Here is a 19,245-nt window from a genome sequence, read left to right as displayed (position 1 = left end):
GCTTAGTTGGAAGGGGCTGCTCCGTTTGATAGACGGAGCGCATGATGACAACGAAGACGAGACGCAAGATCGACGCGGCACTGAAGGCAAAGATCGCGCTGGAAGCCGTGCGGGAGCAGACGACGGTGGCCGATCTGGCCCAGCGCTATGAGGTTCACCCGAACCAGATCTATGCCTGGAAGAAGCAGCTGTTGGACCAGGCGGCCCGGGCCTTTGACGCGGGTGTCGGGCGGGAGAGCGAGGACGCTCGCGAACGAGAGATCGAGAAGCTGCACGCCAAGATTGGACAACTGACAGTCGAGCGCGATTTTTTAGCGCGGAGGTCCGGAAGATGAGCACGCCGGACCGTCGAGGAATGCTCGATCGCGCCGACATGGCGCTGTCGATTCGCCGGCAATGCATGTTGCTTGGTATCGCCCGCTCTGGGGTCTACCGGCCGCCACGGCCGGCCAACGACAACGACCTCGCCCTGATGCGGCGCCTCGACGAGCTGTTCACCGCCTGGCCGTTCCTGGGCTCGCGGCGAATGACCGCGATGCTGAAGGCTGAGGGGCTTCAGGTCAATCGCAAGCGTGTGCAGCGGTTGATGCGCAAGATGGGCATCGCGGCGCTGGGACCAAGGCCGAACACGACAAAGCCGGCGCCGGGCCACAAGATCTATCCCTATCTGCTGCGCAACATGACGATCGACCGGCCAAACCAGGTGTGGGCGGCCGACATCACGTATCTGCCCATCGGCCGCGGCTTTCTTTATCTCGTCGCCATCATCGACTGGGCGAGCCGTGCGGTTCTGGCGTGGCGGTTGTCGAACACGATGGACGTCTCGTTCTGCGTGGCGGCTCTGGAAGAGGCGCTGGCGAAGTACGGCACGCCGGAGATTTTCAACACCGACCAGGGCAGCCAGTTCACCAGCGTGGCCTTCACCGGCGCGCTGGCGGCCGCAAAGATCAAGATCTCCATGGATGGCCGCGGTCGTTGGATGGACAACGTCTTCATCGAGCGGCTGTGGCGGTCTCTCAAGCATGAGGACATCTATCTCAAGGGCTATGCCGACGGCCGCGAGGCCAAGGCAGGGATCGCGAGCTGGATCGCCTTCTACAATGATCGTCGCCTTCATCAGTCCCTCGGCTATCGCACGCCGATGGCGGTCTGGCGCGAACGGATGCAGGCCGCGAAGGCTGTGGACATGGTGGACAACGCTGACGCGTTGACCACATGCCCACAGCAACAGCAGCAGACAGAGTCTCTGGCAGCGTGATAGAAAGGATCAGGAGCGGTCAGTTTCCAACTAACAAACCGGTTCAAGCGGTCCCGCTCCGCGGGTCCATTTCAGGAGGAAGGCGTACATCCGCGTCCGCGTCTGGGCCACGATGAAACGGCGCAGCGCCGCCAGATTGTTGACGCCGGCGTCGCCTGCCGACACGACGGTCGTCGTGCCCTGGAATTGCACCAGCTCGTCGGCGGGAATGCCGATCGCCGAGCCGTAGGGATAGACGTGACAATGCAGATCGATGAGGCCGGGCATCACGAGCTTGCTCGACGCGTCGATGCTCTTCAGGGCGCGCTCGGCGGGGATCGTCTCCTGGACGGTTTCGATCACGCCCCAGCGGATGCCGATATCGCGTCTCGCGCGCAACGACTGGCTGGGGTCGAGAACCTCTCCCCCGCGGATCACCAGATCGTACTTGTCGTTCGGCCCCATCGCAGCGCGCGCAGGCGCGGCGAGACCAACTGCTGCGGCTGACGTCGAAAGTGCCAGGAAATCGCGGCGTGACAACGCGGACATGATACCCCCGTGCTTTTATTCGCGGATGCGGCCGGCTTTGACGAGCGATCCCCCGGCGCCACGTACGCGTTCAAAACGAACGCGTTGAAGCCTTGAGCCCGTTGGCTCGGGCGATCCAATCCTACGACCGCTCATCGGCGCTGAGGAGCCACAAAATATTCCGGGAGGGCATGAACCTTCCGAGACAAGTTTCGACTAAGCCGCGCCGACGCGATTGGGCCATGTGTCGCTCGAGCACCTTCGCGCCAGCTCGGATGGTCTCGACTGCCGATGGCCCCACCCGCCGCGATCTTTCCTTGTCATCGCGCCCCTCCGCGATGCTCCGAAAGAAAGATAGGCGTTTGCGTTCTCTGCATCGCTGGATCGATGTCCGCAACTTCGTAAGCCATGGAGTTGCCGACCAGGTGGACAAGACGGTCCCACCTTCTTCTGGATTCAATATACGTGTCGAACGAATCACGAAGATCGTCGGCTACACGAATTCCGGCGCTCTGTAGTCGCTTTCGCGCATTGTCACACCGGGCGCGCCAGAGTTGCCGATCCGCATCGTCGGGTTCATGCGACGGGTTTTTCTCCAGGAAGACGCCGTTGAGGGTGGAAAGGAGTAGTAGCGCGGAGGACCACATCTGCGTGACCGCGCCCGATTGCTTCAGCCAATCCGCATCTTTCGGCAACGCGCTTCTGATCAGCGACACAGCATCAAGTGCGATAAGCCACGACCTGGACACTGCGTAGATCGGCTCAGGGAAGCGGAAGTAGAAAAGAATGGGATAGAAATGGTGAGCTTCCTTCGCGTCCGTGAGCTCTGCCGCGAGCTCCGAGAGATTGTTGTAACCCGCGCTGAGCTGGTTCTTTGCAAATAGGTGTGCGAGCAACTCCGCGGCATCACCGGTCTCGGCAGAAAGCGCGTGAATCTTGAGACAAAGTGAGTTTCTGCTCCTGAGAGCGCCGTAGATCTGCATCAGGTAAGTGATGGTGAGCGATATGACTGACGTGCCGATCACCGAATTGAGAAGAAATAAGAGCTTCGCTCCGGAGCTTTGCGGACCGAAGCTGCTGCCGCCAACGATCGAGAGGCTGCTTCCTGCCACGTAAAGCGCCGTCACGAAATCGGTTGGCGTCTCTTGGTTGCTGTTCGTGATGCTCGTCCCGAGCAGAGGGTGGACGACCAGTGCAGCCCCCAGCGCGAGCAGAATCGACCAGGTCAGTAGCAACGCGACCACGATGAGAGGTCCGCAGAACGAAAGCAGATGTTTGTTACGGTTCGACGCAACCGCGCGCACTGCCAGCCAGACCAGTCTTGCGAGGCGATCGCTCATGATTCCGGTGCCCGCTCGGGCGTAGAGAACCGTGAGGAAGACGTCGGCAAGCACCGCGGCCATCAGCACGGTGCCCAGGATGGGCTCGAACCAACGCACCATCGGCCTCCTCAGTTGAGTCGCCGGTTGCAGCCGTTGTTACTTCCGCTTGGGTGCACCGTCTGACGCGGCCGCATTTGGTTCGCGCGGCATGAACCTGAACAATGTGAATTTCTTGTCGGTCCAGGCCATGTGGAACCAGGGTGAATCCTGAATATGCGATGCCGTCACATAGATGTGGCCGTCAGGACCTTGCGAAAAAGTATCCGGCCAGCGCAGGCGTGGGTCGGTCAACAGCTGCCGTATGCTGCCGTCCCGGGGATTGATGATCTTGACAGCATCGTTGCCGATCGAGCTCAGGTAGACCTCGTCATTCTCCCCCGTCCAGAGCCCGTCCGCCGGCTCCGTCGTGGCCACCGTCTCCGGACGCGCGCGGCTTGCCGTGTCGGGATTCTGGATGCTGGATGTGGGGATTCGGTAAAGGGTTTTCCCGGTCAGGGCTTGCCAATACAGCGTGCTGCCGTCTTTGGATAGCGCGAGGCTATCTGCATTGAACAGCGGTTGCCGTCCGTCTGGCCGCCGCAGCGGCTGGCCATCGGTCATCACATTGACGCTCGGATCGAATTGGGTCGAAGGATCGTCGCTCAGCACACGCCACGCCTGCCCTGACTGGATGTTCAGAACGATTAGCCCGCCCGGTGAGCCGGAGTCGGTCAGGTAGGCGTATTTTCCGTCGGGAGCGATGCGGAGATCATTCGTAACCGGTATGAGCTCCCACGTCCGCTGTGATCAGCGGGCGCGTGCGTAGCGGATCGGCATCCAGTATTGGCGCAGCGCCTCGACGGCCGCTGGAATATCGAGGTGGGCGTTGCGGAGAAAGTCCTCGGTCTCGCGGCCGCTTCGCGGCGGTCCGAGCAGCGGACGGCCCTGATCGTCGCGACAGTGCAGCAGGACGGGTAGCAGCAGGCCGTGATTGACGTTGCTGGTGTCCAGCAACGGCGCCCACGCCGACAGCCTGAGCCGCATCGCGACATAGAAGCCCTGGCACCAGGGACGCGCATCGATATCGCCATTGACTTCACGCCGGTGCATCGGCGCGAACTGGCGAGGCGTGGTCGAAAGGGTCTGGCTGATCTCGTTATGACGCAGCGCAACGGCGGAGATCGCCGCGAACTCCGGAGTGCCGCCGTGGTTGAAAGCATCGGCATCGATGGCGAGCAGCGGGCAGATCCAGTCGAGTGGGCTCATCGACACTGGTCCAGCCACGATCGCGGCGACGTAGCCGTCGAGCATGGGAAGACTGGTGGCGGCAGGATGCTGATCGACGCGAGCTTGGAGCCATCTCTCGAGTTCCGCAAGCGGCATCGCGGCGGCGGCCATCGACGACGATGTTTTATGGCGACGTGGGCTCATGCGGCAGCTTGTGCGACGCGCTCGCGTGCCGCCTTCCAATTCCAGGCAAGCAGCTCGTGCAGCTGATGGCTCTTGGTTCGCCCTGAAACGATGCGTTCCAGCACGTCGTTCAGATAGGCCTGCGGATCGAGCTCATGGAGTTTTGCCGTGTTCACGAGCGACGCCAGGATTGCCCAGCTCTCAGCACCGCCGTCGCTACCGCTGAACAATGAGTTGCGTCTCCCCATGGCAATCGGGCGCATGGAACGCTCGACCGTATTGCTGTCGACCTCGACGCGGCCGTCGCGGAGAAACAGCGTCAACCCGTCCCAGTGATTGAGCGTGTAGTTGATCGCCTCCGTCAGCTTCGACTGCGAGAAGAGCTGGTCGACCATGGCGGTCAGTCGCGCCTTGAGCGCTGCCATCAACGGTGCGCTCCTGGTGCGGCGGGCGGCCAGCCGCTGCTCGGCGCTGCTGCCGCGGATCTCCGCCTCGATAGCATAGACCGCCTGCAGGCGTTCGATCACCTCGTGCGCGAATGGCGACTGCATCATCTTGTAGATCTCGACGAATTTGCGTCGGGCATGGGCGAGACAAAAAGCAAGCTGGATCGCGCCACCATGGCCGCGGGCGAGCGCCTTGTAGGCGGCATAACCATCCACCTGCAGAATGCCGGAAAAATCCGTCAATTGTCCGGCGATCTCCTCGGTGCCGCGGCCGTCGGCGAACACGTAGGCGACCGCCGGCGGCGAAGGGCCACCCCATGGCCGGTCATCCATGGCATGCGCCCAGAACTGGCAGATGCGGGTGCGATGTCGTCCGGGATCGAGCACGGGCATCGGGGTCTCGTCGCAGAACACGCGCGGCGAGGCCTGAATTGTGCGCAGCTGGAGCTCATAGAGGCTCTTGAGCCACCAGGCTGCACGCTTCACCCAGCCGGCAAGCGTCGCCCGGTCGAGATTGACGCCCTGGCCGGCCAGAATCTGCACCTGCCGATACAGCGGCAAATACCAGGCGAACTTCGAGACCACCACGTGAGTCACGAGCGCGGTCGAGGCCATGCCGCTCTCGATCAGGCGCGGCAACGCCTTCACCTGGACCACGCCATCGGTGCAGCTGCGGCAGCCGTATTTGGGACGGATCGTGCGCAGCACCCGCAAGATCGCCGGGATGATGTCGAGCACCTCGCTGACGTCCTCACCGATCTTGTGGAGCTGACCCTGGCAGCACAGGCAGGCCGTCGCCTCCGGCTCCAGCACCTGCTCGCAGCGCGGCAGGTGCTTTGGGAGTGCGCCGATGTTGCGGCGCGCCTTCTTGCGCACCTTGCCGGGCGGCTTCGCCGCAGGCACATCGTCGTTGGCCTGCACAGGCAACGTGGCATCGGTCTCGAGATCGCCCAGCTCAAGCGCGAGTTGCTCGTCCACGAGCACCGCAAGTCGCTCTGAGCGCTTCCCGAAGATCATCTCCTTGAGCGTCTGCATCGCCACACGCAGCTTCTCGTTCTCGGCGTCAAGCGCGAGCACCATCTCGGTCAGAGCTGACGGATCGGTCGGCAGAGCGTCGGGGCGAATCGCCATGATCGAACGATACATGCGCACGCTACACGCTCCAGCGAAATCCTCACCTCTCAGCCGACAACGGCCGGCTGCTTCACAGGCTTGGGTGAGACACGCGTCCACTCAAGCCCGTCGAGCAGCATCGCGAGCTGCGTCGCACTTAGATGCACCACACCGTCGCGGATCGGTGGCCAGGTGAAACGCCCCTGGTGCAACCACTTCGTCACCAGCACCATGCCGCTGCCGTCCCACGCCAGGAGCTTCACTCTGTCCATGCGTTTGCTGCGGAACACGAAGACGTCGCCACAATACGGGTTCGCACGCAGCGCTTCGCTCACCAGCGCCGACAGCGTGTGCACCGACTTGCGAAAGTCGACCGGCTGCGCCGCCAGCACCACCTTGAGGTCGGAGCGTAGTGCAATCACCGGATGCCCCGAAGCGCCGACAGCACCGTCGAAAGTGTCGCCAGCTCCACGCCCGGCTCAACCCGGATGCGAACCCCACTCAGCTCGATCTCGATCACCCCGCAGGCCTTCGCCGGCGGCGCGGCGATCTCGAAAGGCCTCGTCTGTGATGGCGAACTGCGCTCGGACTCGCCGGCCGTCTCGCCGTCGCTCTCGGCACCAATTTGGATCGGCACGAAGCTCGGCGCCTTGCCGGCCACCGCCGCCGCAACCTGGCGTCGCCACACCGTGAGCAGCCCGCGGGAAACGCCATTGCGCCGCGCCACCTCGGAGATGTTCGCACCCTCCTCAAAGCTCTCCGCCGCGATCCGCGCCTTCTCCTCGCCCGTCCATCGTCGCCGCCGGCGCTCCCCGGTGATCACCTCGACGCGACGATAGGAATCGCCTTCCTGCCTGGCATCAAGCATGGCATTTGCCATCGTTCCACCTCCACCGAACCGCTCATGCCAGGCTGTATCGCGCGCAAGCCGAGGGATGGCTAGGTGGGGGCGTCACGCCGGTTACGATCATTCAGATAGCTACCCGGACCAGCTATCTCGGGAGGAATCGGGAAGGATCGTTTCACCTTGTTTGATTTCAGATCTATCTCGACAATCTTGGGCCCGCCCTTGATGGTCTTCTCGGCGTTCGGAGCTGCCGGATCCACGACCCAGAGCGATCCCCGTTGGTCCGCAACAACGCTTTGAACGCAAACAAAGTGATCGTTGGGAGAGACCTCGGACATCCGTGCATTGCGCCAGCTATTCCAATCCTCATTCGGGTAGGGCCTGATCGATCCATCCGGCATGAGCTCAGCCACTGAAACGGGCGTATCCTCGGTCCAGCGCGGGAAATTGACGAATATACGCCCGTCCGGTGCGACCGTGACACCGGTCACCTGATGTTCGAACGTCGCGACCACCTGCAGCCGGTCGTCGCGAGTGTCGACCAGAGGAGATACAAGTCGTTGGGCCTTGGCCCTGATGTCGTCCGTCGCCGTTTGGGCGTGGATAGCGGACGAGATGGACATTAGCACTGCCGCGCAGCAGCCGAACGCGTTTGGACGCATCGAGTGGTCCTCTCGTTGAAAATTCAAGGCACAATCCTCTCCTTCTGACATCGTTCCTTCGAGTGAGCGGTTGCGAGACCTCAAACCGCGTCCGAGGATGGGAGGCCTAAACCTGGGTTAAGAAGCATTCTTCGGAATCCCGGCGCTCTGCTCGGCAGACACTTGACTTTGCGTCCTTCACACCGGCCGACTTGGCAGGCCCGGTTGGTCGCGGCCCTCATGTCCAAAGCAACACGCGCGGCAACGACCATCAGCACGAGCAAGCCGGGAATGACGATGCGGAAATCTTTTCTGCCAAATTAGAAACCGTTCAATGGTCCACGAGTTCGCGCTTCGCTGGGGCGTGAATCGGAGAGGTTCGGTATGAAGGCACTCGTTTGGCACGGCAAAGAAGATATCAGGTGTGACAGAGTAACCGATCCGGAGATCGAGGACCCCAGAGACGCGATCATCAAGGTGACGAGCTGTGCCATCTGTGGCTCGGACCTGCACCTCTTCCACAATTTCATTCCGGCCATGCTGCCCGGCGACATCATGGGTCACGAAATGATGGGCGAAGTCGTCGAGGTCGGCTCCGGCGTCAATGGAAAATTGAAGAAGGGCGACCGCATCGTGGTGCCCTTCACGATCATCTGTGGTGAATGCGAGCAGTGCAAGCGCGGCAATTTCTCAGTATGCGAGCGGACCAACCGTAACAAGCACATTGCGGACAAGGTGTTTGGCCATGCGACCGCGGGGCTGTTCGGCTACACGCATCTGACCGGCGGCTATCCCGGCGGCCAGGCCGAGTATCTTCGCGTGCCTTTTGCCGACGCCACCCATATCAAGGTGCCCGACGGATTGACCGATGAGCAGGTGCTGTTTCTCGGAGACATATTGCCGACCGGATGGCAGGCAGCGGCGCAATGCGACATCGAGCCGACCGACACGGTCGCGATCTGGGGCTGCGGGCCCGTCGGGCAGATGGCGATCCGCAGCGCCATGCTGCTCGGGGCAAACCAGATCATCGCAATCGATCGCATTCCCGAACGGCTCAGCATGGCGGAAGCAGGCGGGGCGACCACGATCAATTTCGAGAAGGAGAGCGTCGTCGAGCGGCTCAATGAGCTGACCGAGGGCAAGGGGCCCGAAAAGTGCATCGATTGCATCGGAATGGAGTCCCATGTTTCGTTTGGCCAGCCGGATACGATTCTCGATCGGGCAAAGCAGCTGATGCTGACGGAGAACGACCGTCCCCACGTGCTGCGTGAGATGATCTACGTCTGCCGCCCCAGTGGAATCCTTTCGATCCCGGGGGTTTATGGGGGCCTCGTCGACAAGATCCCGATGGGCCAGCTGATGAACAAGGGATTGAGCGTTCGCACCGGACAAACGCACGTCAACCGCTGGACCGACGAGCTGCTCCGCTACATCCAGGAGGGCCACATCGATCCCTCCTTTGTCGTCACGCACACGGTGAGCCTCGAACAGGGGCCGGAGATGTACAAGGTGTTCCGCGACAAGCAGGACAGCTGTGTGAAGGTCGTGCTCAAGAACTGACAAGGAAGGACAGACGCCGTGGCTATTGGAAAAATCGCAAACTTTGTACGCTCGAAGGGTGATCCGAAGGTCATCAGCACGGGGCCGAGTTCGTTCGGAGCTTCGGACCGGATGGCGCGCAATCTCGGCTGGTTCAGCCTCGGGCTTGGCGCACTGGAAATGCTGGCTCCGGAGCGCGTCACACGGGCGCTCGGCATGCAAGGCCAGGAAAGGCTTGTCCGCGCCTATGGAGCCAGGGAAATAGCCTCTGGCGTGCTATCGCTGTCGGCCGATAGGAATGTAGGCTTGTGGAGCCGCGTCGCCGGCGACGGTCTCGACATCGCAATGTTGATGGGAGGCTTGCACGCCGACAATCCCAAGAGGGGCAACGTTGTGCTTGCCTTGCTGATGGTTGGAGGCATCACTCTGCTCGACTTGGCAACCGCGAAGGAGGTCAGCGCGCGGCATGCACCGGGGACCGGTCCTCGCCGCACCTACGATGACCGCACCGGCTATCCGAAAGGAATAGCAGCGTCACGCGGAATAAGCGGTCCCAAGAAGCTCAGGAAGCAACTCGCGGCGACCTAGCTTCTGCTCTCGCGATAGCTGACCATCCTTCGGCAAACCTAGCAATTTCCGCTCAAAGGCCGACCTGGGCAGCATCCACGATGCTATTCCGCTCGGCTTTCGGAAGCGGACATTGCGAGGCAAAGAGCGCAAGTGCGGCATGCAACGATCCCGTAGGCAGACTTCTGCTCTGGGTCAAAGGCTTGCCTTGGCCAGCTTGCAGGGCCTTCTCGGGTCACCATCAGGACGCGGACTTCGGAGCACTCTCAGCCAGAGTCCGCGACGGGCCATAACGGAAGTCAGTCGGTTCTTCGATCAACTCGTCAGCGCGGGCGATCACGTTCGCGAAAGTGCGAGACCGAGTGCTTTCGCCGTCTTGAGATTGACAGCGGGTTGGAATTGCGTCGGTTGCTCAATCGGCAAATCAGACCGACATCACGACAAAACCGGCGCGTGGGAAATGGCACACAGACCTCTCCGACCGCCGGATCGCTGCGTTGGACGACGATCTCATGGACGCCCGAGGCGATCAACTCGCCGACGACCGGGTCGCGTCCGGTGTCATCCGGTCTGACCAGGTTTCCGGCCGATCGGATCTTTTGGATCGTGGATTACGCTGGCGATCGACGTAGCGTCCCTCGCCGCATCGAGCGCTTTTTTCGAGGTCATTGGGCTCCGCCTGCCGTGGCCGATTGCGGCAACGCGTTCGGTCCAACTCAGCAGGCTCGGAAAGCCGTCGAGCGGCGCCGCCAATGGTCCGAATCTTTGCTGCAAGAACCAAATCGGAAGGTAGGCGGCGAGATCGGCAAGGCTAGGGGCAGAACCCTGCAGGAATGAGCGCCCGTCAGTCAGCATCTGATTGAACCAAATGCGCGCGCAACTGATCGAGCGAGTTCGGTACTGCCGCCTTCATCGCCGCAACTCTCGCGCGCTTTCGAGGCCAGGAAGTGAAAACGACTGGAGACGGCTTTCTCGCGACCTTTGACGGTCCAGCCCGCGGCGTTCCCTGCGCCTCGGCCATTGCCGAGGAAATCAGGCCGCTCGGCATTGAGGTTCGTGCTGGGCTTCACACAGGCGAGTGCGAAATGATTGGTGATGATGTCGGCGGTATCGCTGTCCACATAGGAGCGCGGGTTGCGGCGCTTGCCGCTGGGAGCGAGGTTTTGGTGTCGAGCACGGTCAAGGATCTGGTGGCCGGTTCTGGGTTGCGCTTCAAGGACCGCGGCACCCGATCCCTCAAGGTTATCCCGGGGGAATGGCGCATATTCGCAGCTGAACGTTAAGAGGTGCCCGCGAGCATTACTCCATCTCCACCTGAGCAGTGGCTCAGAACCGGCTATGGCGGCCAGTGCTGTCGCGCGTCCGCTCTGCTCTCCGAAGAGCAGACCCAACGGGGAGTTGCTGCGAGGGCAGCTTCGGGCCAATAAGGCGGCATGACGAACTAAAAGAGACCGCCAACCGAAGCGGCCTTACTGCCGCTCGATGACAGGAAGCACTGTGTGGCTCTCCGGCGGCGCGGGCGTGTCTTTGACCTGAGCCCTGTGCGCTTTATCGAAGAGGCTTAGCGCCATGATGTGCATTGCCCGGGCTTTCTCCGGGTCCGGTTCTGCCCGCGCCAAGCGTGATGCGATTTCAGCTTGCTTCAAATAGTACTCGGCGGCGGGCACTTCTTTTCCCCACAGGTGCCACCTCCTTAAGTGGAAGCTAGTGGCTTAAGTGCAAAAGTGCACATTCGTTCCGGGACCGCGGGGAAATTTGACAGACTTCAGACAAGCTCAAGAGTCTCAGCTCGGGGCTGGCGAAGCTGTGGCCCTTGGGCCTCACGTTGTCAGGCGTGATTCTTAGAACACAGCCGCTGGTTCCAACCGGGGCCTAGTTCACCTTGCGTCGTAGCTTGTCCTGTAGCTCCCGCTGGTCGTCGGCATGCTCTTTGACGACTTGGCGAGCTTCATCGGTCCGCATCTTGTCGGCGGCCTCGCTGTCATCTGATCCGGTCTTTCTCCCCATGTCCCTAAGACGATAATCATGGGCTTTGGATCAATCCTTAAACTAAATGAGGATACTGCCGTCCTTAACTTAGACAGACAGTGCCGGTGCTGTCCTGATGAGGACACGGGTAACTCAAATGAGGACAATGGACGATACCAGGACAAGGTGGAATATTATCCTAGCGTCTTGTGATTTAGAGACGGCAGAGAAGGCCTTAGCCCACGCCAGCCCCGGGTTGAGGCCTTTTCCACTCTAGAAAGCAAAAACGCCGCCCGCTTAAATTGAGCGCGGGCGGCGGCTTTCCAGCCCCGGGTGGGAATGAGCAATTCCCCGGTGATGATTGGTGTGCACAAATCATGCCAAGGTTCTCGTCCCAAACCCGTTCGCCGCACCGGCACTGGCGCACGGTTTTGCCTCCCCTCGGATCAAGCATCGAATGTTTGTGGCGTCCTGAACGGTGTGGATCAACCGGGCTCGCCCTGGCGAGATCGTCATAAGTATTGGCGATCTTCGAGAGCGGTTCCTCGGCCTGCTTATGCTCGCCGTTGCCCACGTTCGCGCGGAACTCTTCCACACGGTCTCGCCAGTATTTGGGCGTGTGGCATTTTGCCCATGATCCCTCCGGTCGATTGCGAGAAACAGTTCGGCGAACTGTCTATCGAGGCGCCTGAAGGTTCAAGTCCCAAGCTCAAAAATGTCTCATTGCCCATCGGCCGAGAGCATCCGAAGATGAGCGACAGTCCGCAACTTGCGACAGGGTGCCACAGTACCCCAGCCAGTCAAAGTCGGACTGCGCCAACTCAGCCTTCAGCGGAAGTCCAACGGAAAGAGGAGGCACGTCCATGACATTCGGAAGATGGAGTTTCATCGCCGCCGCGGTCACCTGCGCAATAGCGGCGACCTCTTGCGCGAGCATCGCGGCCGAGCCGAGCGGCAAGATTACGATCCTCTATGACGCATTTGGCGCCGATCCCGCAATGACAAAGGACTGGGGGTTCTCCGCGCTGGTGGAGGTCGCGGGAAAGCGCATTCTATTTGATACTGGAGATAGCGCGGAGATCTTTGAGAAGAATGTCAGAACGAAAGGGGTTGACCTTACCGCACTTGATTTTGTCGTTCTCTCCCACAGGCATTCCGATCACATGGCCGGATTGAGCTATGTGCTTAGTGTGAACCCGAAGGTGAAGATCTACGCTCCCAAGGAAGGATTCGGCATCTACGGCTCATCACTTCCATCGACATTTTATCGCAAAGACGATTCCCTGCCTGAAGAGATGCGATATTACGGCGGCAAACCGCCCACCATTCTGGAGTTCGGCTCCGCATGGCCCAACGCAAACTTCGAACTGATTGATCGGACGACGGAGATAGCACCAGGCTTTACTCTGATCGCTCTGATTTCTGATCTCCCCGGCACAAAGGAACTCAAAGAACTCTCTCTCGCAGTGAACACTCCGGACGGTCTTGTTCTGGTCGTCGGCTGTTCGCATCCGGGAATCGAACGCATTGTCGAGGCTGCAACGGCGATCAACCCGAGAATTCATCTCATCGCTGGGGGCTTCCACCTCGTTGTTGCAGCCGACGATGCCATTGAAAAGATCGTGACGGCGCTCAAGGACAAATTCAAGGTCGAGAACATTGCCCCCGGGCACTGCACGGGCGAGCCGACTTTTGCTGCGTTAAAGAAGGCGTTCGGCACCCGATACATCTATGCCGGGCTTGGTACATCGCTGGTCCTCGGGCCCGACATCAATTCCAACGTGCGGCGCGGCGAAGCACCTACCTTTGACGATCTCGCGGTCTATCGTAGGCTGGCCAGTCGCGAAGACTGATTTTCAAGTCAACAGGGGGGCGCGGTCATGGCGAATGTCCCTCTCGAGTATGAGTACCGCCGTGACCGCTTCGGGTCGCTTCAGTTCACGAAGCGGACAGCCTATGCCAATTGAGTGCGCGCCCTACGCCCGCCGCATCAGTTTGAGCGAGGCCGCAAGGCGCAGGCTGCGCTTGCCGGCGAGCGCGATGCCTTCGAGCTCGCCGGTGTCTTCCGTGCAGGTCCCGGAGAAGCCGATGCCGACCTCGTAGCCGCCGAACACGGGGTTCTCGCCTTTCGCCGGCGTGTGCTCCTGGTTCAGCATCTCGCCCTTCCAGCGGCCTTCCGCCGAGGAATACGAGCCGAGATAGTAGAAGAACGCATCGCCCCCGAGGATGCGGCCGTCGATCAGCAGCATCACGCCCGAGAGGCCTGCATCGACCCCGTCGAGCGCGCGCAGGCTCATCCCATAGAGCCCGTTGGCGATGCCGCCCTTCCCGATCGTGCCGCGTGGCGGCAGCGCCCCGTCATCGAGCCGCGTGAGATTGGCCCAGAAACGGGCGCCCGGCAGGGTGTCCGCGCCGCCCTCAAGACGGATCTCGTTGCCGTGCAGCCGGCCCCGCGCCCCGATCTTGGCGACGTCCGCTCCCATCAGCGGCTTGTAGTTGGGATCGAGGTTATGCCGCTCGGTGATGACCTCGGCGCTGATCTCGCCGTCGCGCTCCACATAGGTGCCAAGATGCGCAAAGCCCGAATTGCCGCCCAGCATCTTGCCGTCGTGCAGGCACATGATGCTGCGGCCGAACGCATCGTTGACGCCGTATTCAACTTTGTAGAGTCCGTCCAGCAATGCAATTTGCCCGTAAAATCAAATGGAATCGCGGGCTACCTAGCATTGCGGCCGCATCGATTCCACCCCGCATTTCCACGCAGGGGGCCGCTCCGAACCTCGGTTACAATGATGCCACTACACCCCTGTTTTGCCCGACGGGTCAAACGGACTTCGTAAAATCCGCAAAATGCGGATTTCGCTGTGTTTTCAGCGGAGGCCCTACTGTGCATGGGGTTGTTTTCGAGTTTTTGTTTTTGAGGGCCGGCGCCTTGCCTCAGTGGCGCTTGAAGTATTGCACCTCGCGCTCGTGCTTCTCGGCCGCCGCACGGCTCCTGAAGGTGCCGAGGTTGCGGCGCTTGCCGGTCTTCGGATTCACCTTGCGTGAGTAGAGGCGATATTCGCCGGATGCCAGCTTGCGGATCATGATCGGGCCTCCCGCTTGTCGGGGTTCAACGACCGGTGCCGGAGCTGGTTCCTGCTTGAGCCCGTCGAACCCACCGGCGTCAGCGCGCGACAGCAGGCCGCCGCCGAGTATCCGGATTATCTCGAGACGACCTATTGCGACGGCCGCAACAATCTCACCTACTACATGAAGTGAGCTAGAAGCACAGCGTGGTGACGAGCTTGCCCTGCTTGTCCTTGATGGCATAGGGACAGCGGATGCGCTCCAGCGCCTTCTTGGCATCCTCGTCGCCGAGCGCTGCGGCGCGCTCGTAATAGGCCTTTGCGGCGTCCTTGTCCTTCGGACCACCGCGGCCGCCTTCCGCGAAGGCGCCCATCCGCTCCAGCGCACCGGGATGGTTTTGCGCTGCCGCCTTCTCGAACAGCGCGCGCGCCGCGACGTCGTCCTTTGCGCCGCCATCGCCTTCGGACAGCATCAGGCCGAGCTGGTACTGCGCCTCCGCATTGGTCTCGGCGGCCTTGCCGAGCAGCGCACGCGCCTGGGCGGGATCGGCCGGCGCCGCGCCACCTGCGCTGCCGAGCGCGGCAAGGTTGCTGACGCCGCGGGGATTGCCTGATTGCGCCGCCTTCTCGAACAACTTTCGCGCTTGCGCTTCATCCTTTGCAACGCCGGAGCCGGTGCCGTAGAGCACGCCGAGTTCGACCATCGCCGCGCTCGATCCCTTGTCCGCCGCCTTGCGCCAGGCGGCGATAGCCTCCGCCGTCTGCCTGTTCGCCGCATAGGCGCGCCCGAGCGCGAACATCGCGCGCCGAGAAGAGCCTGCCGCCTGCTTGCAGAACTTGATCGCAGTTGCAACGTCGGAGGCGGCGATCTCCGCAACACCCCTCACATCGGCGGGCTTGTCGGGATCGCTGGGATCGGCCGCGACCCGGTCGCACAGGACGAGGTCGGCCGATTGCGCGTGAGCTGCGAGAGGCGCGGCAAGTGCGACGGCGATGGCAAGGAGATGGGTTCGCATGATCGCTACGTTGCGTCCCCGCCCCGGCAAATTCAAGGCTCGAGTCCGGATTGGCGGAGGACAGGAACGACCTCCGGTGAGGCCAGGTAGCGCAGCAGCCGATCGGCCGCGACGGCGTCGTTGGCGTTCGCCATGCGGCCGGCAGAAAAGATCGCCGGTGTTTGCAGCTCATGCGGAATCGGGCCGACCACCTCGATGCCGCCGACCTGCTTAAGCTCGCTGATCTGCTGCACGGCGAGGTCAGCCTCGCCGCTGACGAGCCGCTCCGCCGTAAAACCTTGCTCGACGATGGTGGCCCTGGCGTTGATCTCGGCCGCAACCCCCATCCGCACGATCAGCTGGGCGAAGTACACGCCGCTCGCACCCAACCGCGAATAGGCAACGGACCGCGCTGCGAGCAGCGTCTGGCGCAGCGCAGCTTCGCTGGCGATATCAGGGTGCGGCTGCCCTGCCCGCACGGCAATGCCGACGAAGGAGCGCGCCAGATCCGCTGCGCTTTCCGCGGCCACACGGCCCTCGCCGATCATCTCGTCGAGCCCCTCGCGCGTGAGGATGACGAGATCGGCGGTCTCGCCAGCGCGCAGGCGCTTGAGCAGGGCCAGGGTCGGCGCGAAATCCGCATCGACGTGAATGCCGCTGGCGGTTTCAAAGGCGGAGGACAGGCTGCGCATCGCGCCCGCCAGGCCGAGCGTCGAGAGCATGCGAACGTTTTCCATGTGCAATTCCTGTGGCGTTCAAGCGCGTTGCATCAGCTTGAGCGCGGCGGTGAGGCGCAAGGATCGCTTGCCGGCGAGCGCTGTGGCCTCCAGCACCGCCGCCTCGGCGTCATAGCTTCCGGAAAAGCCGATGCCGACCTCGTGGCCGCCGAAGATCGGATCGTCCTTGGCCGGCGTGTGCTCCTGGTTGAGGATCTGACCTTTCCAGCGGCCCTTTGCGGCGGTGTAGCTGCCGAGATAGTAGAACGCCGCATCGCCGCCGAGGATGCGGCCCTGGTTGAGCAGCATCACGCCGGTGAGGCCGCCGTCGATGCCGTCGAGCATGCGCAGATGAACCGAGTAGAGGCCATTGGCAATGCCGCCCTCGCCGACGCCGCCCGCGAGCGGCACCTCGTCCTGCGTGATCGGCGTCATCACGGACTGGAAGGGCACGCCCGGCAGTTCTTTCAGCTCGCCCTTGAAGCGATAGAGATCGCCGTCGGCCCAGCCCTTCGCCAGCAAGGTCGCATCGTCGGTGCCGGCCATGGCGCGGTAGTTCGGATCGGGGTTGTGGCGGACCGTCTTGATCACGACGTTGACGCCCTCGTCGGTCTTCTCATAGGTGCCGATATGGGCGAAGGCCGAATTGCCCCCGAGCATCTTGCCATTCCCGGCATGCATGACGCTCCGGCCGACGGCGTCGCCGAGCTGAAACCGCACCTTGTAGAAACCCTCAAACACCAGCCGTGTCCCCGGCCCGCGCGCATCCAGCAGCACTCTATCCCTCTTTCGACGGCGATGGACAAGTTTCACGCGGCGCTGCCCCGCGCATCGTGAGGATGGCTGTCATCAGAATGCAAAATCCGCCGGAGCCTTCGCTCCGGCGGATTGAATGCCACCCTGGGCCAGCCCCCAGCCCGGGCCGGGAGGATCTTAGGCCGCGGCCTTCTTGTCGGTCGGCACGGACGAGATCGTCTTCAGGATCTGCGAAGCGATCTGGTAGGGGTCGCCTTGCGAGTTCGGACGGCGGTCTTCCAGATAGCCCTTGTAGCCGTTGTTGATGAAGGAGTGCGGAACGCGGATCGAGGCACCGCGATCGGCAACGCCGTAGCTGAACTTGTTCCACGGCGCGGTCTCGTGCTTGCCGGTCAGACGCTTGTCGTTGTCCGGGCCGTAGACGGCGATGTGGTCCATCAGGTTCTTCTCGAAGGCCGCCATCAGCGCCTCGAAATACTCCTTGCCGCCGACTTCACGCATGTAGGCGGTCGAGAAGTTGGCGTGCATGCCCGAACCGTTCCAGTCGGTGTCGCCAAGCGGCTTGCAGTGGAATTCGATGTCGATGCCGTACTTCTCGGTGAGGCGCAGCATCAGGTAGCGGGCCATCCACATCTGGTCGGCAGCGGTCTTGGAGCCCTTGCCGAAGATCTGGAATTCCCACTGGCCCTTGGCGACTTCCGCGTTGATGCCTTCATGGTTGATGCCGGCAGCCAAGCAGAGGTCGAGATGCTCTTCGACGATCTTGCGGGCGACGTCGCCGACGTTCGAGAAGCCGACTCCGGTGTAGTACGGCCCCTGCGGCGCCGGATAGCCGGCGGTCGGGAAGCCGAGCGGACGGCCGTCCTTGTAGAAGAAGTATTCCTGCTCGAAGCCGAACCAGGCGCCGGCGTCATCGAGGATGGTGGCGCGCTTGTTGGACGGATGCGGGGTCTTGCCGTCGGGCATCATGACTTCGCACATCACGAGCACGCCGTTGGTGCGCGCCCCGTCCGGGAACACGGCGACCGGCTTCAGCACGCAATCGGAGCTGTGGCCTTCGGCCTGCTGGGTGGAGGAGCCATCGAAGCCCCAGAGCGGAAGCTGCTCGAGCGTCGGGAACGACGCGAATTCCTTGATCTGAGTTTTGCCGCGCAAGTTCGGAGTCGGCGTATATCCGTCGAGCCAAATGTACTCGAGCTTGTACTTGGTCATTGAGCCTCTCTGTAGATGATGCGAAAGGTGGGGACCGCTAGTCCCCGCACGTTTGTACCCGGCCATCATCGGCCGGCGCTTTACAAGCATTTAACGTGCCAAAAAGCCGCAGTGCGGAGGTTCTCCACGGCAGCCGGCCGCTCCGCGACGCCGGCAAACCGTCCACAGGCGACCTGCGTCATAGCCGCGCACCTTCGCGTGAAGCTGCACCGCAAAATTCCGCGGAAAAACGCCCTATTGTGGAGCAGGCCGCCCCGTGCCGAAGGCTGCCGATGAAACGCGCATCAACGTGCCGCAATTTTCGTAAAGCACCAGGCACCTGCCGAGCAACCTTTGGAATGGCCTGGGCGTTACCCACTCATACGGTGCCTTTGGGGGTGCAGGCGGCTGCGTGCCTAGAAAATAGGCCGCAACTGATCTCCTTTTCAGCACTTCCCAATTCGGGATGCGCGGCCGATATGGGGATTCCAGTAACCACAATCGAACGAGTCGGGCGCACCATGGAGGCCAAGGCGCTTCGACCAAGGAGAATCGCAATGATGAACAATGGTCTGAGTCACGGATCTGCGAAGATCTACCAATTCCCTGTCGGGGGCCGCTCAGCTCTCGCCGGACGCCGCTATGGCGAGACCCGCCTTCCCGCCGATCACGCTTCGCTTCCCGCGAACGTCTCGATCTGCAGCGACAGCTGGTATCACCAGGATGCGGTCGACGAAGCCAAGCCCAAATGGGAACGCTGATGCAAGCTGCTGGTTTGAAAGCGCCGGGCTCTCGCAAGTGGCCGGCAGCAGTTTGAAAAAGGGTCGAAACAACGGCGTTTCGGCCCTTTTTGATTCTCGTT

General features: G+C 61.9%; 21 protein-coding genes and 2 pseudogenes. 7 read left to right on the top strand and 16 right to left on the bottom strand.

What is annotated here, in order from left to right; translation table 11 throughout:
* Positions 1 to 44 precede the first annotated feature (44 nt).
* A protein-coding gene (locus ACNJYB_RS18125; protein ID WP_271580986.1) for an IS3 family transposase occupies positions 45 to 1,258 on the top strand; the annotation gives its coding sequence in 2 pieces (ribosomal slippage) (positions 45 to 321 and positions 321 to 1,258; 1,215 coding nt in all).
* 75 nt (positions 1,259 to 1,333) lie between these two features.
* Here ACNJYB_RS18125 and ACNJYB_RS18120 read toward each other — a convergent pair.
* The 8 genes and pseudogenes from ACNJYB_RS18120 to ACNJYB_RS18085 form a co-directional block, all read right to left on the bottom strand.
* Positions 1,334 to 1,786: pseudogene (locus tag ACNJYB_RS18120) on the bottom strand (twin-arginine translocation signal domain-containing protein); the annotation flags it as partial.
* Positions 1,787 to 2,085: 299 nt separating this feature from the next.
* Positions 2,086 to 3,207, bottom strand: a complete 1,122-nt coding sequence (locus tag ACNJYB_RS18115; protein ID WP_439375167.1) for a two pore domain potassium channel family protein — start codon at positions 3,205 to 3,207, stop codon at positions 2,086 to 2,088.
* Positions 3,208 to 3,243: 36 nt separating this feature from the next.
* Positions 3,244 to 3,819 carry an L-dopachrome tautomerase-related protein gene (locus ACNJYB_RS18110; protein WP_439375589.1) on the bottom strand — a complete coding sequence of 192 codons (576 nt, stop codon included), beginning with the start codon at positions 3,817 to 3,819 and terminating at the stop codon, positions 3,244 to 3,246.
* A 114-nt stretch (positions 3,820 to 3,933) separates the two neighbouring features.
* Complete coding sequence (locus ACNJYB_RS18105) at positions 3,934 to 4,557, bottom strand: UPF0149 family protein (protein ID WP_439369411.1); 624 nt, start codon at positions 4,555 to 4,557, stop codon at positions 3,934 to 3,936.
* The gene (gene tnpC, locus ACNJYB_RS18100; protein WP_439375492.1) at positions 4,554 to 6,113 is read right to left on the bottom strand and encodes an IS66 family transposase; all 1,560 of its coding nucleotides are present in this window, start codon (positions 6,111 to 6,113) and stop codon (positions 4,554 to 4,556) included. The genes ACNJYB_RS18105 and tnpC overlap by 4 nt, the downstream gene beginning before the upstream one ends.
* A 50-nt stretch (positions 6,114 to 6,163) precedes the next feature.
* Positions 6,164 to 6,517, bottom strand: a complete 354-nt coding sequence (gene tnpB, locus ACNJYB_RS18095; RefSeq protein ID WP_027577378.1) for an IS66 family insertion sequence element accessory protein TnpB — start codon at positions 6,515 to 6,517, stop codon at positions 6,164 to 6,166.
* Positions 6,514 to 6,975 (bottom strand): IS66-like element accessory protein TnpA, encoded by a 462-nt coding sequence (tnpA, locus tag ACNJYB_RS18090; protein WP_439369410.1) that lies wholly within the window; start codon positions 6,973 to 6,975, stop codon positions 6,514 to 6,516. The genes tnpB and tnpA overlap by 4 nt, the downstream gene beginning before the upstream one ends.
* Positions 6,976 to 7,061: 86 nt before the next feature.
* Positions 7,062 to 7,604 (bottom strand): annotated as a pseudogene (locus tag ACNJYB_RS18085) (L-dopachrome tautomerase-related protein); the annotation flags it as partial.
* Between the two features lie 363 nt (positions 7,605 to 7,967).
* On the opposite strand from ACNJYB_RS18085, the gene ACNJYB_RS18080 reads away from it, so the two are divergent.
* The gene (locus ACNJYB_RS18080; protein WP_439375166.1) at positions 7,968 to 9,143 is read left to right on the top strand and encodes a zinc-dependent alcohol dehydrogenase; all 1,176 of its coding nucleotides are present in this window, start codon (positions 7,968 to 7,970) and stop codon (positions 9,141 to 9,143) included.
* Positions 9,144 to 9,254: 111 nt separating this feature from the next.
* A complete protein-coding gene (locus tag ACNJYB_RS18075; protein ID WP_439375165.1) occupies positions 9,255 to 9,710 on the top strand; it encodes a hypothetical protein in 456 nt (151 codons plus the stop codon).
* Between the two features lie 540 nt (positions 9,711 to 10,250).
* Here the strand turns inward: ACNJYB_RS18075 and ACNJYB_RS18070 are convergent.
* Entirely contained in the window at positions 10,251 to 10,544 is a 294-nt protein-coding gene (locus ACNJYB_RS18070) for a glutathione binding-like protein (RefSeq protein ID WP_439375164.1), read from the bottom strand.
* Positions 10,545 to 10,636: 92 nt separating this feature from the next.
* Here ACNJYB_RS18070 and ACNJYB_RS18065 point away from each other — a divergent pair, with 92 nt between their 5' ends.
* Positions 10,637 to 10,972 (top strand): adenylate/guanylate cyclase domain-containing protein, encoded by a 336-nt coding sequence (locus ACNJYB_RS18065; RefSeq protein ID WP_439375163.1) that lies wholly within the window; start codon positions 10,637 to 10,639, stop codon positions 10,970 to 10,972.
* Between the two features lie 186 nt (positions 10,973 to 11,158).
* Here ACNJYB_RS18065 and ACNJYB_RS18060 read toward each other — a convergent pair whose 3' ends face one another.
* The gene (locus ACNJYB_RS18060) at positions 11,159 to 11,356 is read right to left on the bottom strand and encodes a hypothetical protein (RefSeq protein WP_439375162.1); all 198 of its coding nucleotides are present in this window, start codon (positions 11,354 to 11,356) and stop codon (positions 11,159 to 11,161) included.
* Between the two features lie 1,164 nt (positions 11,357 to 12,520).
* Between ACNJYB_RS18060 and ACNJYB_RS18055 the strand changes: the two genes are divergently transcribed.
* Positions 12,521 to 13,510: an MBL fold metallo-hydrolase gene (locus ACNJYB_RS18055; protein WP_439375161.1), complete on the top strand. Its 990-nt coding sequence runs from the start codon at positions 12,521 to 12,523 to the stop codon at positions 13,508 to 13,510.
* 123 nt (positions 13,511 to 13,633) lie between these two features.
* Here the strand turns inward: ACNJYB_RS18055 and ACNJYB_RS18050 are convergent, their stop codons facing one another.
* Positions 13,634 to 14,338 (bottom strand): GrlR family regulatory protein, encoded by a 705-nt coding sequence (locus tag ACNJYB_RS18050; protein ID WP_439375160.1) that lies wholly within the window; start codon positions 14,336 to 14,338, stop codon positions 13,634 to 13,636.
* Between the two features lie 256 nt (positions 14,339 to 14,594).
* On the bottom strand, positions 14,595 to 14,744 hold the full coding sequence (locus ACNJYB_RS18045; RefSeq protein ID WP_007591825.1) for a hypothetical protein: 150 nt from the start codon (positions 14,742 to 14,744) through the stop codon (positions 14,595 to 14,597).
* A 15-nt stretch (positions 14,745 to 14,759) separates the two neighbouring features.
* Here ACNJYB_RS18045 and ACNJYB_RS18040 point away from each other — a divergent pair, with 15 nt between their 5' ends.
* Positions 14,760 to 14,918 carry a hypothetical protein gene (locus ACNJYB_RS18040; protein ID WP_439375159.1) on the top strand — a complete coding sequence of 53 codons (159 nt, stop codon included), beginning with the start codon at positions 14,760 to 14,762 and terminating at the stop codon, positions 14,916 to 14,918.
* A 1-nt stretch (position 14,919) separates the two neighbouring features.
* Here ACNJYB_RS18040 and ACNJYB_RS18035 read toward each other — a convergent pair whose 3' ends face one another.
* From ACNJYB_RS18035 to ACNJYB_RS18020, 4 genes are all read right to left on the bottom strand, one after another.
* Positions 14,920 to 15,741, bottom strand: coding sequence for a tetratricopeptide repeat protein (locus ACNJYB_RS18035; RefSeq protein ID WP_439375158.1), 822 nt, complete (start codon positions 15,739 to 15,741; stop codon positions 14,920 to 14,922).
* 32 nt (positions 15,742 to 15,773) lie between these two features.
* Positions 15,774 to 16,457: a substrate-binding domain-containing protein gene (locus ACNJYB_RS18030; RefSeq protein WP_439375157.1), complete on the bottom strand. Its 684-nt coding sequence runs from the start codon at positions 16,455 to 16,457 to the stop codon at positions 15,774 to 15,776.
* Between the two features lie 18 nt (positions 16,458 to 16,475).
* Positions 16,476 to 17,177 (bottom strand): GrlR family regulatory protein, encoded by a 702-nt coding sequence (locus tag ACNJYB_RS18025; protein WP_439375588.1) that lies wholly within the window; start codon positions 17,175 to 17,177, stop codon positions 16,476 to 16,478.
* Positions 17,178 to 17,369: 192 nt separating this feature from the next.
* Positions 17,370 to 18,404 (bottom strand): glutamine synthetase beta-grasp domain-containing protein, encoded by a 1,035-nt coding sequence (locus ACNJYB_RS18020; protein ID WP_260370112.1) that lies wholly within the window; start codon positions 18,402 to 18,404, stop codon positions 17,370 to 17,372.
* Between the two features lie 536 nt (positions 18,405 to 18,940).
* On the opposite strand from ACNJYB_RS18020, the gene ACNJYB_RS18015 reads away from it, so the two are divergent.
* Positions 18,941 to 19,144, top strand: a complete 204-nt coding sequence (locus ACNJYB_RS18015; protein WP_439375156.1) for a DUF2735 domain-containing protein — start codon at positions 18,941 to 18,943, stop codon at positions 19,142 to 19,144.
* Positions 19,145 to 19,245 lie beyond the last annotated feature (101 nt).

Origin of the sequence: Bradyrhizobium sp. SMVTL-02 (assembly GCF_051853005.1) — a bacterium.
Classification (GTDB): Bacteria; Pseudomonadota; Alphaproteobacteria; order Rhizobiales; family Xanthobacteraceae; genus Bradyrhizobium.
The sequence above is the reverse complement of the archived record's forward strand: the minus strand, read 5'-3'. Positions and strand labels throughout refer to the sequence as shown.